This is a genomic window from Streptomyces vietnamensis, assembly GCF_000830005.1.
Classification (GTDB): Bacteria; Actinomycetota; Actinomycetes; order Streptomycetales; family Streptomycetaceae; genus Streptomyces; species Streptomyces vietnamensis.
Genome location: NZ_CP010407.1, coordinates 5,806,363 through 5,822,248 on the forward strand (window position 1 = coordinate 5,806,363; position 15,886 = coordinate 5,822,248).

General features: G+C 74.1%; 11 protein-coding genes. 6 read left to right on the forward strand and 5 right to left on the reverse strand.

Going from position 1 to position 15,886, the window contains the following annotated elements:
* Window positions 1-54: 54 nt before the first annotated feature.
* A complete protein-coding gene (locus SVTN_RS26240) occupies window positions 55-996 on the reverse strand; it encodes an SDR family oxidoreductase (RefSeq protein WP_174518288.1) in 942 nt (313 codons plus the stop codon).
* Between the two features lie 118 nt (window positions 997-1,114).
* Between SVTN_RS26240 and SVTN_RS26245 the strand changes: the two genes are divergently transcribed.
* The 6 genes from SVTN_RS26245 to glgP all read left to right on the forward strand — a co-directional run bounded on the left by SVTN_RS26245 (window position 1,115) and on the right by glgP (window position 10,262).
* Entirely contained in the window at window positions 1,115-2,131 is a 1,017-nt protein-coding gene (locus SVTN_RS26245; RefSeq protein ID WP_052499306.1) for an AraC family transcriptional regulator, read from the forward strand.
* A gap of 140 nt (window positions 2,132-2,271) precedes the next feature.
* Window positions 2,272-3,702 carry a 4-hydroxyphenylacetate 3-hydroxylase family protein gene (locus SVTN_RS26250; protein ID WP_041131311.1) on the forward strand — a complete coding sequence of 477 codons (1,431 nt, stop codon included), beginning with the start codon at window positions 2,272-2,274 and terminating at the stop codon, window positions 3,700-3,702.
* A complete protein-coding gene (locus tag SVTN_RS26255) occupies window positions 3,699-5,150 on the forward strand; it encodes an MFS transporter (protein WP_041131312.1) in 1,452 nt (483 codons plus the stop codon). The genes SVTN_RS26250 and SVTN_RS26255 overlap by 4 nt, the downstream gene beginning before the upstream one ends.
* A gap of 53 nt (window positions 5,151-5,203) precedes the next feature.
* A complete protein-coding gene (locus tag SVTN_RS26260; RefSeq protein WP_245727637.1) occupies window positions 5,204-6,286 on the forward strand; it encodes a monodechloroaminopyrrolnitrin synthase PrnB family protein in 1,083 nt (360 codons plus the stop codon).
* An 8-nt stretch (window positions 6,287-6,294) separates the two neighbouring features.
* A complete protein-coding gene (locus SVTN_RS26265; protein WP_041131314.1) occupies window positions 6,295-7,629 on the forward strand; it encodes an FAD-dependent monooxygenase in 1,335 nt (444 codons plus the stop codon).
* 83 nt (window positions 7,630-7,712) lie between these two features.
* Window positions 7,713-10,262, forward strand: a complete 2,550-nt coding sequence (gene glgP, locus SVTN_RS26270; RefSeq protein WP_041131315.1) for an alpha-glucan family phosphorylase — start codon at window positions 7,713-7,715, stop codon at window positions 10,260-10,262.
* A gap of 30 nt (window positions 10,263-10,292) precedes the next feature.
* Here glgP and SVTN_RS26275 read toward each other — a convergent pair whose 3' ends face one another.
* From SVTN_RS26275 to SVTN_RS26290, 4 genes are all read right to left on the reverse strand, one after another.
* Complete coding sequence (locus SVTN_RS26275) at window positions 10,293-11,918, reverse strand: sensor histidine kinase (protein ID WP_041131316.1); 1,626 nt, start codon at window positions 11,916-11,918, stop codon at window positions 10,293-10,295.
* Complete coding sequence (locus SVTN_RS26280; RefSeq protein ID WP_052499307.1) at window positions 11,911-12,567, reverse strand: response regulator; 657 nt, start codon at window positions 12,565-12,567, stop codon at window positions 11,911-11,913. Before SVTN_RS26280 ends, SVTN_RS26275 begins: the two co-directional genes overlap by 8 nt.
* Window positions 12,568-12,645: 78 nt before the next feature.
* Window positions 12,646-14,676 (reverse strand): M4 family metallopeptidase, encoded by a 2,031-nt coding sequence (locus SVTN_RS26285; protein ID WP_041131318.1) that lies wholly within the window; start codon window positions 14,674-14,676, stop codon window positions 12,646-12,648.
* Between the two features lie 244 nt (window positions 14,677-14,920).
* Window positions 14,921-15,829 (reverse strand): TetR/AcrR family transcriptional regulator C-terminal domain-containing protein, encoded by a 909-nt coding sequence (locus SVTN_RS26290; protein ID WP_041131319.1) that lies wholly within the window; start codon window positions 15,827-15,829, stop codon window positions 14,921-14,923.
* Between the last annotated feature and the right edge of the window lie 57 nt (window positions 15,830-15,886).

Consider the following 15,886-nt stretch of genomic DNA (forward strand, 5'->3'; position numbering starts at 1 on the left):
CGGACAAGAAAAGAGCCCCGCCTTTGTGGGGCGGGGCTCGATCGGCGTTCCGGGTCAGGCGCGCGGCGAGGCGTCCGGGGTCTCCGCGTCCGACGACCACACCTGCCAGGGCTGGCGGGCCACCCACTCCTCCACCGGGGCCGGTTCCAGGCCGAGGACCTCCGACGACACCCCGTCGTCGTCCGTCATCAGGAGCGGATCGGCGCCGCTCGCCATGTAGTGGTAGATCCCCGCGACCCCGGCCGCCGTCTCCGGGCCGAGCAGCTGCGCCAGGCCCTGCTCGAACACGGCCGGATCCAGCTCCTCGTACCGCACCGTCCGGCCGAGGCCCCGCCCGAAGGCCTCGGCGAGCTCACGGCCCGTCAGGGCGCGGTCGCCGCCGATGTCGAAGGTCCGGCCCTCCAGGTCCTCCCGGGTGAGCGCCGCGAGCGCCGCCTCCGCGAGGCCCCGGTGCGACAGCCACGCCGTCCGCGCGGACTCCGGCAGGGGGTAGGCGAGGACGCCCTCGTCGACCAGGGCGGGCCCGTTCCACGGCGAGAACAGGTTGTCCAGGTACACCGGCGGCCTGACCACCACGAGCGGCACCCCGCTGTCCCGCAGGACCTGCTCCGCGAGCCGCCGCGTCTCGAAGGCGGCGACGTCCGTCGGGCCCAGCGGAAGCCGGGTGTTGGCGTTGAACACGAGCCGTTCCGTGCCCGCCGCGAGCGCGGCCTCCGCGATGTTCCGCGCGTACGCCTCCACCCGCGTCCCGTCGTACACGAGCGGCATCGTGACGAACGCGTGCGTGGTCCCCGAGAACAGTCGCCGCACGTCCCCCGGCACCCCCAGGTCCCCGGCGAGGAAGAAGGCCCCCGGCAGCGGCGGCCGGTCCGCCTCCGGGCGCCGGGTCAGGGTCCGCACCCGGTGGTGCCGCTCGGCGAGGAGGCGGGCCACCGCGCCGCCCTGGAAGCCGGTCGCGCCCACGACCGCCACCCGCATCGGAATCTCACTGTCCATGTGTGTCCAAGGCCCTTCGATAGGCTGTCGTCGCTGTCGTGTCGGCGTCCCTCCAGGCTCCCCGCGACGGCTTCGGCCGTTCAATTAACAAACCGGGGCGGAAGTTGAAGGATCGTCCATGGAAACCGTGGGAACCGACCGTCACGACCAGCGCGACCCCCTCGACCGGCGCGACCCCCTCGATCCGCCCGGCGACGGCGAGCACGAGGACCTGCTGAGCGAGCTCCTCAAACCCCTCCGGCTCACCGGCGTCTTCGACAGCCGCTGGCACGTCCGCGCCCCCTGGGCCATCGAGGGCGACGCCGAACGCAGCTGCGCCGTCCTCCACTACGTCGTCGAGGGCGGCTGCTGGATCACCGCCGACGGCGAGGCCCCCGTCGAACTCCACGCCGGCGACCTCGTCGTCTTCCCCACCGGCGCCGCGCACCGCCTCTCCGACCGGCCCGAACGCCAGGGCGTCCCGCTCAAGGCCGTCCTGCCCGAACGGCAGCCCGGCACCTCCGGCGAGATCGTCATCGAGGGCAGCGGACCCGAGAGCCGCCTCCTGTGCGCCGGCCTCCACTACGACGCCAGCGCCGCCACCGGCCTCTACACCTCCCTGCCCTGGGCCCTCGTCCTCGACGGCCACCAGGTCGACCGCGAACCGCTGCTCCGCGACACCCTCCGGCTGCTCGCCGCCCCCGACCGGCCCGTCGGCCCCGGCGACCGGCTCATCACCCTGCGCGCCTTTGAGATGGCGCTCGTCCTCGCGCTCCGCCCGCTGCTCCGCGAGCTCGCCGACAACCCGGCCTCGCTGCCGCTGCTCCGCCACCCCGGGATCAGCCGGGCGGTCGTCATGATGGCGACCCGGTTCGCCGAGCCCTGGACCATCGACTCCGTCGCCCGGGAGGTGGGCATGTCCCGCTCCGCCTTCACCGCCGCCTTCCGCGAACTCGTCGGCGACTCCCCGGCCCGGTACCTCGCCGCCCGCCGCATGCAGGAGGCCGGCCGGCTCCTCACCGAGACCTCGCTCCCGCAGTCGGCCCTGCCCGAACGCGTCGGCTACCGCAGCGCCGTCGGCTTCCACCTCGCGTTCCGGAAGTGGTTCGGGGTGACCCCCGGCGAGTACCGGGCGGGCGAGGTCAGGGCCGCCTGATCCGCCCGACCTGACATCTTCGGGAGCCCCTGGACGGTTCTTAAGGACCCCTGGACGGACGTTCATTGTCCGTCCGGGGCACCCCCGGACAGGCTCGGGACCGGCAACAGCCGTGGCACCCGAGGAGAGGCGACACACCGGTGACGAGGTCCGGGCAGGAGTATCTGGAGGGACTGCGCGACGGGCGCGAGATCTGGCTCGACGGGGAGCGGGTCAAGGACGTCACCGCCCACCCCGCCTTCCGGGCCTCCGCGGCCTCCTTCGCCGGCCTGTACGACCTCGCCGACGACCCCGTGCACCGCCCCGTCCTCGTCCAGGGCGGAGTGCGCCGCGCCGGTGCGGTGCCCCGCTCGTACGAGGAGCTCGTCGCCCGCCGCCGCGCCTTCCGCACCACGGCGCGGGCGAGCTACGGCTTCCTCGGCCGCACCCCCGACTACATGGCCGCCGGGGCGGCCGGGTTCGCCGCCGCGCCCGCCGTCTTCACCGGCGACGCCTTCGACGGCGCCGGGCACGCCCTCGCCTTCCACCGGCGGCTCGCCGAGGGCGACCTGCACACCGCGTTCACCCTCACCGACCCGCCGTCCGGCCGCGGCGAGGACGACCTCGCCCTGCGGGTCGTGGAGGAACGCGACGGCGGGATCGTCGTCCGCGGCGCCAAGACCATCGGCACCGGCGCGGTCTTCGCCGACGAGCTCCTCGTCGGCACCATCGAGCCGCTCGCCGCCGACGACACCGAGCACGCCGTCACCTTCTCCGTACGGCTCGACACCCCCGGCCTCAAGCTGATCTCCCGCACCTCCTACGAGGAGCGCTCCCGGTCCGTCTTCGACCAGCCGCTCTCCTCCCGGTACGACGAGAACGACGCGCTGCTCGTCTGCGAGGACGTCTTCGTGCCCTGGGAACGCGTCCTCACCTACCGGGACCCGGCCACCACCGCCGCGATCTGGTGGCAGACCCCCGCCTACCTCAACTTCGTCCACCAGTCCGCCACCCGCTTCTGGACCAAGCTGGAGTTCCTCACCGGCCTCGCGATCCTGATCACCCGCTCGAACGGCACAGGGGACCTGCCGCCCGTCACCCAGGCGATCGGCCGGCTCCTCGGCATGGTCGCCCAGGCCAAGGCCTTCGTCCTCGCCGCCGAGGCCTCGTACGAGGAGGTCGACGGCGGGCGCGGCGGCGTCCGCCCCGGGCAGGAGATCTCCTTCGCCCAGCGGATCATGGCCGGCGAGCTGTACCCGCGCGCCGTCCAGGACGTCAAGCTCCTCGCCGGCGGCGCCCTCGTCCAGCTCCCCGCCAGCGGCCGCGACCTGCTCCACCCCGAACTCGGGCCGCTGGTCCGCCGCTACTTCGCGACGCCCGGCCATCCCGCCGAGGACCGCGTCAAGCTCCTCAAACTCGCCTGGGACGCCCTCGGTTCGGAGTTCGCCGGCCGCCACGAGCAGTACGAGCGCTTCTACCACGGCGCCCCGCACGTCTACCTGACCATGCAGACCCGGGCCGGAGCGGCGGAGGAGTGCGAGAGCCTCGCGCAGGCCTGCCTCGACGGCTACGGCCTGGGGACGACCCGGTGACGCCCCCCGGACGCGGGGCGCTCGCCCTCCTCGCCTCCACACAGCTGCTGCTGATCATGGACACCGCGATCGTCAACGTCGCACTGCCCTCCGTCGGCGAGGACCTCGGCTCCGGCTCCACCGGCCTGTCCTGGGTCGCCAACGCCTACCTCATCGCCTTCGGCGGACTGCTCCTCCTCGGCGGACGCGTCGCCGACCTCCTCGGCCACCGGCGGGTCTTCCTCGGCGGCCTCGGCCTGCTCGCCGTCGCCTCCGCCGCCGGTGGTCTCGCCCCCGGCGCCGACCTCCTCGTCGCGGCCCGCGCCGTCCAGGGCGTCGGCGCCGCCCTCGCCGCGGCCGCCGCCTTCGCCCTGCTGCTCCTGCTCTTCCCCGACGGCCCCGCCCGGCACAAGGCCCTCGGCGTCTTCGCCGCCATGGGCGGCCTCGGCGGAGTCCTCGGCACGGTCCTCGGCGGCGTCCTCACCGACCTCCTCGGCTGGCGCGCCACGTTCTGGCTGAACGTGCTCCTCGCCGCCGTCCTCGCAGCCCTGGCCGTCCGGATCCTCGCCCCCCGTTCGGGAGCGGTCCTCCGCGGCGGCTTCGACCTCGCCGGGGCGCTCACCGCGACCGCCGGCCTCGGCCTCGTCGCCTACGCCCTCGTCGGCGGATCCGAGGCCGGTTGGCTCTCCGCCCGTACCCTCGGCGCCGGGGGAGCCGGCCTGGCGCTGCTGCTCGCCTTCGCCGCGGTCGAGACCCGGGCCGCCGCCCCGCTGGTGCCGCCCTCCGTCCTCGCCCGGCCCGCGCTCCGCCTCGCCAACGTCCTCGCCGCGCTCGCCCAGACCACGCTGTTCCCGATGTTCTTCCTGGTCAGCCTGTATCTGCAGAGCGTCCTCGGATACGCGCCCCTGGGCGGCGGCCTCGGACTGCTTCCGCTGTCCCTCGTCGTCGTCGCGGTCGCCCCGCAGACCGGCCGGATCATCTTCCGCATCGGCCTGCACCGGGCCATGACCCTCGGCTTCGTCCTGCTGTGCGCCGGGACCGCGTGGCTGGCCCTCGCGCTCACCCCGGACGGCACTTATCCGAGCACCGTCCTCGCCCCCAGCCTCCTCCTCGGCGCCGCCCTGCCGCTGGTCATGGTCACCACCAACGTGGCCGCCACCGCCGACGCCGCGCCCGAGGAGACCGGACTCGCCTCCGGACTCGTCAACACCAGCCAGCAGTTCGGCTCCGTCCTCGGCCTCGCCGTCCTGGTCGCCGTCGCCACCACCCGTACGGGAGACACCACCCGTACGGGAGACACCGGCCGCACGGGAGACGCCGGCCGCACCGGGGCCGCCGACGCGGCCCGCGCCGCCGCCGAGACCGCCGGCTTCCGCGCCGCCCTGCTCACCGGCGCCGCCTTCGCCGCGCTCGCCGCCCTGCTCTCCGTACGCCCGCGCGTACGGGAGCGGGTGCCCGAGCCGCACTGACCGCACATCCCTCCGGAAGAAGGAGCGCTGCCTTGTTCGGCGACCCGCGTCACATGACCGAGGACATACGTGCCGCCGACCCGCTGGGCGCCGACGCCCTGCTCGCCGCGGTGCCCGGGATGAACGAGCGGGCCGACGCGGCCGCGCTGACCGTCGCCCTGCGCGCCCTGGTGCCCGACCTCGAGGAGGCCGCCGGATGGAGCGTCGGCGGCGCGCTCGCCGCCATGCGGGACCTCGGCATCCTGCTCGGCTCCCTCAAACGGCACGGCGTGCAGCCGCTGGCCGCCGTCCCCGAGGCCCTGCCCGTCCTCGAACTCCTCGGCCGCCGCACCGACATGATCCCCCGGGACACCGTCCACCACTACACGAGCTGGAACCCCACGGGCCCCCGCCGCCGCACCTACACCGGCCACCCCACCGAGGCCCGCCTCCAGGACGCGGTACGGATGGTGTTCCCGGGGCTCGTCGCGGCGCTCGAGGACTGCACCCGGGTCGCCCGCCTCGAACCGTACGACCCCGGGTTCCCGGCCGCCCTCGACCGCATCGCCGGCCACGTCCGGGCCATGGTGGAGTCCATCGACCTCACCGTCGCCCAGGTCCCGCCCGAGTACTTCGCGCTCACCCTCCGCCCCTACTTCGAGGAGGTCGAGATCGCCGGCCGCGACTACCTCGGCCCGGCCGCCGCACAGGTCCCGCTCTGGCTGGTCGACCTGACGCTGTGGCAGTGCGACCGCTCCGACGCCGCCTACGACGCCTTCCTCGCCGAGTCCCTGCCGTACGCCCTGCCGTCCTGGCGCGCCTTCCACGCCCGGCACCGGGGCGGGATCTCCGCCGTCAGCAAGCTGTCGGCGGCCGTCAGCTGGGAGGGCGCCGACCGGCTGCCGCCCGCGCTCACCGCCTCGGCGGAGGCGCTCGGCCGCGTCCTGCGGATCCTGAAGACCTTCCGGGCCCGGCACCTCGGCATCGCCCGCAAGGCCTACAGCGACGACATACGCCTGTACGAGGAGGGCAGCGGCGGGGCCCCCGTCGCGCTGCTGCGCTCGATCCTGGACCTGACCAGGGAGAACGAGACCATGGTGCGCCGCGCGACCGCGCAGCGCCGTCCCGCCGGCGCCCCCGTCGGCCCGGCCGCGTAGGAGCCGAGATGTCCCCCCACACCCCGTACGGGCCGCAGTACGGCCAGAGCCCGCACATCCTGATCGCCGGCGGCGGCATCGCCGGCCTCACCGCCGCCCTCGCCCTGCACGCCGCCGGATTCGAGCGGGTGACCGTCGTCGAGGCCGCGCCCGCCATCCGCCCCGTCGGCGCCGGACTCAACCTGATGCCGAACGCCGTCCGCGAACTCGACGCCCTCGGCCTCCTCGACGCCCTGGAGGCCGGCGCCCTGCGCACCCGCGAACTGCGCTACTACCACCGCTCGGGCGGCCTGATATCCCGGGAGCGGCGCGGCCTCGCCGCCGGCTACCGCTGGCCCCAGCTGTCCGTCCACCGCGGCCACCTCCAGCAGGTCCTGGCCGGCGCCGTCCGCGCCCGGCTCGGCACCGCCGCCCTGGTCACGGGCGTCCGGGTGACCGGCGTCGAACTGCTCCCGGGCGGGCGGCCCCGGCTACGCCTCGAGCACCGCGAAGGACCCGTCAAGGGCCGGGCCTCCCTCGAACCGGACGTCCTCGTCGGCGCCGACGGCATCCGCTCCGCGGTCCGCGCGGCGCTCAACCCGACGGAGGGCGGGCCCGCGTGGAACGGGATGCTGGTGTGGCGGGGGGTGTCCCGGATGCCCGCGCGGGCCGTGGGCTCCTTCATGTTCATCGCGGGCGACGACCGGCAGAAGGCCGTCGTCTACCCGATGGGCCGGCCCACCGGACCGGACAGGGAGGTCCTCGTGAACTGGGCCCTCGCCCGGCCCGCCGACACCCCCGGCGCCGCCGGCGAGGAGGGACTGCGGGGCGACTGGAACCGGCCCGCCCCCGTCGAGAGCTTCCTCCCGTACTACGAGGGCTGGGAGTTCGACGGCGTCAGCGTCCCCGCAGTCCTGCGCGCCGCCGACACCGCCCACCTCTACCCGATGGTCGACCGCGAACCCCTCGACCGGTGGACCCACGGCCGCACCACCCTCATCGGCGACGCCGCCCACGCCATGTACCCCATCGGCTCCAACGGGGCGACCCAGTCGATCGTCGACGCCCGCGCCCTCGCCCACGCCCTCGCCCTCCACCCCGACCCCGCCGAGGGCCTCGCCGCGTACGAACGGGAGCGCCGCCCCGCCATGACCGCGCTCCAGCACGCCAACCGGCAGCTCGGCCCCGAGGTCGTCATCAACCTCGCCCACGCGCGCGCCCCGCACGGCTTCACCGACATCCACCAGGTCATCCCCGCCGAGGAACTCGCCGCCATCGCCGGCCGGTACGCCGCCACCGGAGCCTTCGACCCGACCACGGTCAACCAGGGCTCCCCGTACGAGACCGTCGTGCCCGCTCCCTAGGACCTGTACCGTCGGAGCGGCACGCCGGGCACACAGCGTGGTGCGCCCGCTCCGCTCCGTACTCGCCTGCGAAGGTGGACAACGTGAAGGCAATCCGTCGATTCACCGTGCGTCCCGTCCTCCCCGACACCCTTCGACCCCTCGCCGACCTCGCGCACAACCTGCGCTGGTCCTGGCACGAGCCCACCCGGGCGCTCTTCGACTCCCTCGCGCCCGAGGGACTGGCCGGTGCCGACCCCGTACGGGTCCTCGGCGCCCTCGAAGCGCCCCGGCTCGCCGCGCTCGCCGCCGACCAGGAGTTCCTGGACCGGCTGCGCGCGGTCGCCGAGGACCTCGACCAGTACCTGCACGCCCCCCGCTGGTACCAGGGCCGCCCCGGCGACGCCCCGGCCGCCGTCGCCTACTTCTCGCCCGAGTTCGGCGTCGCCGCCGCCCTGCCCCAGTACTCTGGCGGCCTCGGCATCCTCGCCGGAGACCACCTCAAGTCCGCCAGCGACCTCGGCGTCCCCCTCGTCGGCGTCGGCCTGCTCTACCGGCACGGCTACTTCCGGCAGTCCCTCGGCCGCGACGGCTGGCAGCAGGAGCAGTACCCCGTCCTCGACCCCGGCGAGCTGCCCGTCACCCTGCTCCGCGAGGCCGACGGCACCCCCGCCCGGATCACCCTCGCCCTGCCCGGCGGCCGCAGCCTCCACGCCCAGATCTGGATCGCCCAGGTCGGCCGCGTCCCGCTGCTGATGCTCGACTCCGACGTCGAGGAGAACGCCCCCGGCGAACGGTCCGTCACCGACCGGCTGTACGGCGGCGGCAGTGAGCACCGGCTCCTCCAGGAGATGCTCCTCGGCATCGGCGGTGTCCGCGCCGTCCGCACGTACACCCGGCTCACCGGCCACCCCGCACCCGAGGTCTTCCACACCAACGAGGGCCACGCCGGCTTCCTCGGCCTCGAACGCGTCCGCGAACTCCAGGGCGAGGGCCTCGACTTCGACAGCGCCCTGGAGGCCGTCCGGGCCGGCACCGTCTTCACCACCCACACCCCCGTCCCCGCCGGCATCGACCGCTTCGACCGGGCCCTCGTCGCCCGCCACCTCGGCGACGACGGCGCCCTCCCCGGCGTCGACCTCGGCCGGATCCTCGCCCTCGGCGACGAGACCCCGCTCGGCGGCGAACCCGGCGTCTTCAACATGGCCGCCATGGGCCTGCGGCTCGCCCAGCGCGCCAACGGCGTCTCCACCCTCCACGGCGCCGTCAGCCGCTCCATGTTCGCCGGGCTCTGGCCCGGCTTCGACGCCGACGAGGTGCCGATCACCTCCATCACCAACGGCGTCCACGCCCCCACCTGGGTCGCCCCCGAGGCCGCCCGGACCGGACCGGACGCGAGCGACCGGGAGCTGTGGGAGCTGCGCCGCACCCTCCGCGAACGCCTCGTCGCCGACGTACGGGACCGGCTGCGGGCCTCCTGGCGGCAGCGCGGCGCCGCCGCCGCCGAACTCGGCTGGACCGAATCCGTCCTCGACCCCGACGTCCTCACCATCGGCTTCGCCCGCCGCGTCCCCTCGTACAAGCGGCTCACCCTCATGCTCCGGGACAAGGACCGGCTGCGGGCCCTGCTCCTCCACCCCGAGCGGCCCGTGCAGCTCGTCGTCGCGGGCAAGGCCCATCCCGCCGACGACGGGGGCAAGAAGTTGGTCCAGGAGCTCGTCCGGTTCGCCGACGACCCCCGGGTCCGGCACCGCATCGTCTTCCTGCCCGACTACGGCATGGAGATGGCCCGCGGCCTCTACCCCGGCTGCGACGTCTGGCTCAACAACCCCCTGCGCCCCCTCGAGGCCTGCGGTACGAGCGGGATGAAGGCCGCGCTCAACGGCTGCCTCAACCTGTCCGTCCTCGACGGCTGGTGGGACGAGTGGTACGAGCCCGAGTTCGGCTGGGCCATCCCCACCGCCGACGGCGCGGCCGCCGCCGACGAGGACCGCCGCGACGACCTGGAGGCCGCCGCCCTCTACGAGCTGATCGAGCGCCGCGTCGCCCCCCGCTTCTACGACCGCGGCCCCGACGGGGTGCCGTCCGGCTGGACCGCCATGGTCCGGCGCACCCTCGCCGACCTCGGCCCGAAGGTGCTCGCCGACCGGATGGTCCGCGAGTACGTCGAGAGGCTGTACGTGCCCGCCGCAGGCTCCCGCCGGGCCCTCACCCCCGGGCGGGCGCGGGACCTCGCCGCCTGGAAGGCCCGGGTCCGGGCGGCCTGGCCGGCGGTGGCCGTGGACCACGTGGAGATCGGCGACGACCTCGCCGAGGTGGACGCCGAACTCGGCGCGACGCCCGTCGTCCGGGTCCGGGTCGCGCTCGGCGGCCTGGAGCCCGACGACGTCGAGGTGCAGGCCGTCACCGGCCGAGTCGACGCCGACGACACCCTCGCCGCCACCCGCACCGTCACCCTCAAACCGGCCGGCGGCCCCGACCTGGAGGGGCGGCTGCCCTACGCGGGCACCCTGGAGCTCGACCGGACCGGTTCCTTCGGCTGCACCGTCCGCGTCCTGCCCGCCCACCCGCTGCTCGCCCACCCGGCCGAACTCGGCCTCGCGGCCCTGCCGGGGGAGACGACGGGGGAGGGGGCGGGGGTGCTGCTGAGGTAGCCCGGCGGCCGTCGCCCTGCTGCGGTCGCCCTACGGCACCTCGGCCTTGTCGGCGAGGTGCCCGTCGACGAAGCAGAGCCGGTACACCGGGATCGCGGCCAGCATCGTGGACCGGTAGTACCGGCATTCGTCCATGCCGCGCGGCTCCGCCGGGACTTGCACCGGCGGGCCGTCCAGCGGGCGGTCGGGCCAGTCCTCGGCGTTCTCGGTGATCTCCGTGAGCGACTGCCCGATCCGCAGCCGGGCGTAGTCCTCCGGCTCCAGGTACGACCGGGCCTGCGTCCACACGGCGACCCCGGCCATCAGCAGGCCGAGCGCGACGAGGAGCGCGAGCGGGATCCAGATCGCCCGCGCGAGGCCCTTGCGGACCTCGCGGCGGGCCCGGTCCAGCTCCCGCGCCGAGGTCGGTGCGGCCGGCAGCGGCGCCGGGGGGTTCCGGGGCAGGACGGCCTCCAGGACGAACCCGCCGTCCCCGGCCACCCGGTGCGCCAGCGAACCGCCCGCGAGCCGCACCCGCTCCCCGAGGCCCACGAGCCCGGTGCCGCCGGAGGCGAGGCCGACGCGTGCACTGCCGTCGGGGGCAGGGTCCGGACGTGCCGTGTCGTCGGGGGCGGTGCCGGAGGCGTGGCCCGGGTGAGCCGTGTCGCCGGAGGCACGGCCGGGCCGTGTCGTGTCGCCGGGGCCGCTCGAGACCCGGACCCGCACGTCCGCCGCGTCCTGGGCGACGGTCACCGTCACCGCCGCGCCCGGCGCGTGCTTGGCCGCGTTCGTCAGGCCCTCCTGGACGACCCGGTGCAGGGCGAGGCCCGACATCCCCGGCAGCGTCGGCACCGGGGTGGCGGCGGTGAGGGTGACCGCGAGGCCCGAGGCGCGGGCCCGGGCCGTCAGCTCCTCGACCGTCTCGCCCGACGGGGTCGTCGGCGCCCCGGCGTCGTCCTCCCGCAGGACGCCGATGATGTCCCGCAGCCGGGCCGTCGCGTCCGCCGCCGCGCGCCGCAGCTCGCCGGCCGCGTGCTGCTGGGCGGGACCCAGCGCCGGATCGACCTCAAGGGCGCCCGCGCGGACCGCGATCAGGGCCAGGTCGTGGCCGAGGGAGTCGTGCATGTCGCCCGCGATCCTGGACCGCTCCCGCAGCCGCTCCCGGTCGGCGACGGCCGCCTGCTCCCGCTCCATCCGGTCGGCCAGCTCCCAGCCGCTGCGCACGAGCCGGTCGTACTGGCGCACGTAACGGCCGATCAGCCACGGCGCCACGACCGCCAGGGCCAGCGTGAGCAGCAGCGTGAACCACTGGCCGAGGGAGGTGTGCGTGACCGTCGTCAGGAGCAGCCCCGCCGCCGCGACCGCGCCGAACAGCCACAGTGCCGCCCGGGTCTGCTCCTCCCGCCGCCCGGCGAGATAGCCGAAGGCGATCAGGGCCAGGCTGTACGAGGCGGTGAACAGCTCCAGGGAGGAGGACAGGCTCACCGCGACCACGACGGCGACCGGCACCGGCGGCCACCGCCGGCCGGCCGCGACACAGCCGCCGAGCAGCGCCACGCCGATGGCGACCTCGGTCCAGCTTCCGCCGTCGTTCGGGTCCGACTTGAGGAGGACCGGCACGCAGAGCAGCAGCCAGAGCCCCAGGTCGAAGAGGCGCTCACGGGCCGCCTCACGCATCGGGCACCAGGCCCGCCTCGTACGCCAGGACCGCGAGCTGCACCCGGTTGCGCAGGCCGAGCCTGCCGAGGACGGCGCTCACGTGCGCCTTCACCGTGCCCTCGACGACGTACATGCGGTCCGCGATCTCCTGGTTGGAGAGCCCGGCGCCGAGGAGGGCGACGACCTCCCGCTCCCGGCCCGTGAGCGGTTCCAGGCGGGTGCGCGCCTCGGCCGCGCGGGTGAACCGCTCCCCGCCGAGGGTGTCGATGACCCGCCGGGCGACCGTGGGGGAGAGCGCGGCGCCGCCCCCGGCCACGGCCCGGACCCCGGCGATCAACTCGCGCGGGTCCCCGGACTTGAGGAGGAAACCGCTGACGCCGCTGCCGAGCGCCCGCGCGATGTAGGCGTCCTCGGAGAAGGTGGTGAGCATGACGACGGCCGTGTCCGGCACCGTCGTGCGCAGTTCCTCGGCCGCGCCGAGCCCGTCGAGCCGGGGCATCCGGATGTCGAGCAGGATCACGTCGGGGCGGTGCTCGCGGGCGAGTTCGACGGCCTCGTGGCCGTCGCCGGCCTCGGCCACCACCTCGATGCCGGGGTCGGTGGCGAGGATGGCCCGCACCCCGGCCCTGATCATCGTCTCGTCGTCGGCAAGCAGCACCCTGATCATGCGGTCCAGGGTATGCAGACGCGCGGGCGCCCCGGAGGGAACGTTCCCTCCGGGGCGCCCGCTCCCGTGCGGTGGTGCTTACGGGAAGGTCAGCTTGAAGCTGTTGATGTAGCCGGTGTCGATGGCCGCCTTGTCCTGGACCCGGAGCTTCCAGACGCCGTTGGCGACCTCCGAGGAGGCGTTCACGGTGTAGGTCTGCTGGATGTTGTCGGCGCTGCCGCCCGCCCGGTTGGACAGGTTGTAGACCGAGCCGTCGGGGGCGATGAGGTCGACGACGAGGTCACCGATGTAGGTGTGGACGATGTCCACGCCGACCTGGAGGTTGCTCGGCGCGTTGCCCGTGATGCCGGAGACGGTCACCGAGGAGGTCACCGCGGCTCCCGGGGAGTCCGGGATGGAGACGTCGGTGTCGTTGCTGAAGACCGTGCCGCCGCCGGGGTTGCCGCCGGAGCGCGCACCCACGTTGATCGCGGCGAAGGCGTCCTGGACGGCCGCGACCTCGGGGCTGCTCGCGCCGTACAGGTCGGTGGCCGCGGCGATGGCACCCGTGCGGGCGCCCGCGTAGTTGGTGGTGGAGCTGAACTTGGTGGTCAGCGCCTTGTACCAGATCGCCGCGGCCTTGTCCCGGCCGATGCCGGTGACGGGCAGGCCGTCGGAGGTCGGCGAGTTGTAGGTCACGCCGTTGATGGTCTTCGAGCCGCTGCCCTCGGACAGCAGGTAGAAGAAGTGGTTCGCCGGGCCCGAGGAGTAGTGGACGTCGATCGAGCCGATGCCCGAGTACCAGGAGTCCTTGGACGCGCCGTCCTTGCTCGGCTTGTCCATGTAACGGAGCGGCGTGCCGTTGCCGTTGATGTCGATCTTCTCGCCGATGAGGTAGTCACCGACGTCCTTGGAGTTGTTGGCGTAGAACTCGACGGTCGAACCGAAGATGTCCGAGGTGGCCTCGTTGAGGCCGCCGGACTCGCCGCTGTAGTTCAGGCCCGCGGTGTTGGACGTGACGCCGTGCGTCATCTCGTGCGCGGCCACGTCGATGGACGTCAGCGGCTTGCTGTTGCCCGAGCCGTCGCCGTACGTCATGCAGAAGCAGGAGTCGTCCCAGAACGCGTTGACGTACGCGTTGCCGTAGTGGACCCGGGAGTACGCGCCGACACCGTCACCGCGGATGCCGGAACGGCCCTGCACGTTCTTGTAGTAGTCCCAGGTGAGCGCGGCGCCGTAGTGCGCGTCGGCGCCCGCGGTCTCCTTGTTGGAGGCCAGGCCGTTGCCCCACGTGTCCGTGGTGTTGGTGAACAGCGTGCCGGTGCCGGAGGAGCCGCCGTTGAGGTTGTACGTCTTGTGGTTGCCGCGCGTCGTGTCCGTGAGGGAGTACGACGGGGCGGTGCCGAGGGTGACCTGGCCGCTGTACATCGTGTTGCCGATGCCGGTCTCGATGGCCTGCCACTCGTACAGCTTGGCGCCGGTCTTGGCGTCCGTGATGACGTGCAGCGCGCTCGGGGTGCCGTCGTCCTGGAAGCCGCCGACGACCGTCTCGTAGGCGAGGACGGGGGTGCTCTTGGCGGCCCACACGACCTTGCGCGGGGCGTGCTTGGTGGCGGCCTTCTCGGCACCCGCCGCGTTCGCGCGGCCGATCGCCTGCTTCTCGGCGGCGGCCGGGGCGATGGTGGCCGCGGCGGTGTCCACCTTGGCGATGTCGGCGCGGCTGGCCTTGATGACACCGGTCTGGGCGCCGGCCTTGGTCTCGTCGACGATCAGGTCGCCGCCGAGGACCGGGAGGCCGTCCAGGGTGCGCTCGTAGCGCGTGTGGGTGGAGCCGTCGCGGTCCTGGACGACGTCGCGGACGGCCAGCTTCTCCGTGGCGCCGAGGCCGAGGCGCTTCGCCGTGGCGGCGGAGTCGGCCTGCGCGGCCTTGATCAGCGCGGCGCGCTGGGCGGGGGAGAGGTCGGCCGGGAGCTTGCCCGGGTTGACCTTGCCGAGGGACTGCGCCGCGGGGGCGGCGGCACCGAAGGTGCCGGCCGAGGCGGTGCCGGCCTGGACACCGATGGTGAGCATGGCGGCGGCGGCGATCAGGGCGCCGGTCGCGGTGGCGCGACGGCTGGGCGTGGATCTCACGCAGACTCCTTATGCGAGGGGGGTACCGGCGGACTTGGGTGAGCCCGTCCGGGCGGAGCAAGGAGAGCTGTGGAGCATGAAGTTGTACTTGTGACGCGGGACCCGTTCGGGGGAACCCGATCGGACGACGCGTTGAACAGTGGTGCGAACAACCGGGGAGAGAGTGACAGAACTGACGGGTACCTGTCAGGACTGCATCGGGAAGTTGGCTGGAAACCGTCCGCTGCCCGAATGTCCGTGTTCGTTAACCGGACGTTTCGTCGATCAGGGCCGCGATGCCGTCCAACGTTCGGCGGAGCCCGAATTCGAAGAGCGTCTCCAGGTCCAGACCGAAGCCCCCACCACTGGTGACCGCCGCCAGCTCCGGGTACGAGCCGGCCGCCTGAATCGCGTCGAACCGTGGCTCATTCTTTTCCATCCACTCGCCGTCGGAGATCCCCGTGTCCTGGCGCGCCTGCTCCTCCAGATCGTCCGCCATCGACAGGCCCTGGACGTAGGCGAAGATCAGCAGATGGGCGTGGAGCTTGTCCGCGGGGGAGAGCGGTGTGCCCCGGAGCGCCCGCAGGACCCACTCCGTGTACCTCATCGCGTTCGGCGTCGCCACCGGCCGCGTGAACGACGCCATCGCGTGTGCCATCCACCGGTGCCGGGCGTACACCCCGCGCAGCCAGCGCGCCCCCTGCTCCAGGCCCGTCCGCCAGTCCGCCGGCACCGGTCCCAGCGGCACCTCGCCGCACACCGCGTCCGCGATCAGCCGCACCAGCTCCACCTTGCCCGGGACGTGGCGGTACAGCGCCATCGTCGACGTGCCCAGGGCCGTCGCCACCCGGCGCATCGTCAGCGCGTCCAGGCCCTCCGCGTCGGCGAGTTCCAGGGCCGCGCGGACGATACGGGCCCGGGTGAGGGCCTGGGCCTCCGTGGCCGGAACCCGCCTCGCCGCGTCCACGACCACCGTCCCCACCCCCGGCTCCACCCGCACCAGGCCCTCCTGGCGCAGCGCCGCCAGCGCCTTCGTCGCCGTCGCCATCGCCACGCCCCACTCGCGCGTGATCGCCCGCGTCGACGGCACCCGGTCACCCGGGGCCAACTCCCCCGTGTGCACGCGGCGTCGGATCTCGGCGGCGATGGCCAGGTAGGGCGGTTCCGTCGGCATGGCGGGTGAGTGTACTAGTGCACCTGTGCGGTGTACACGGGGCTGACCTGTGGCTTT

Bases quoted from the DNA above. Each gene is read 5' to 3' on its own strand.
- SVTN_RS26240 (WP_174518288.1), bottom strand. From the start codon at position 996: ATGGACAGTGAGATTCCGATGCGGGTGGCGGTCGTGGGCGCGACCGGC.
- SVTN_RS26245 (WP_052499306.1), top strand. From the start codon at position 1,115: ATGGAAACCGTGGGAACCGACCGTCACGACCAGCGCGACCCCCTCGAC.
- SVTN_RS26260 (WP_245727637.1), top strand. From the start codon at position 5,204: ATGACCGAGGACATACGTGCCGCCGACCCGCTGGGCGCCGACGCCCTG.
- SVTN_RS26265 (WP_041131314.1), top strand. From the start codon at position 6,295: ATGTCCCCCCACACCCCGTACGGGCCGCAGTACGGCCAGAGCCCGCAC.
- SVTN_RS26275 (WP_041131316.1), bottom strand. From the start codon at position 11,918: ATGCGTGAGGCGGCCCGTGAGCGCCTCTTCGACCTGGGGCTCTGGCTG.
- SVTN_RS26280 (WP_052499307.1), bottom strand. From the start codon at position 12,567: ATGATCAGGGTGCTGCTTGCCGACGACGAGACGATGATCAGGGCCGGG.
- SVTN_RS26290 (WP_041131319.1), bottom strand. From the start codon at position 15,829: ATGCCGACGGAACCGCCCTACCTGGCCATCGCCGCCGAGATCCGACGC.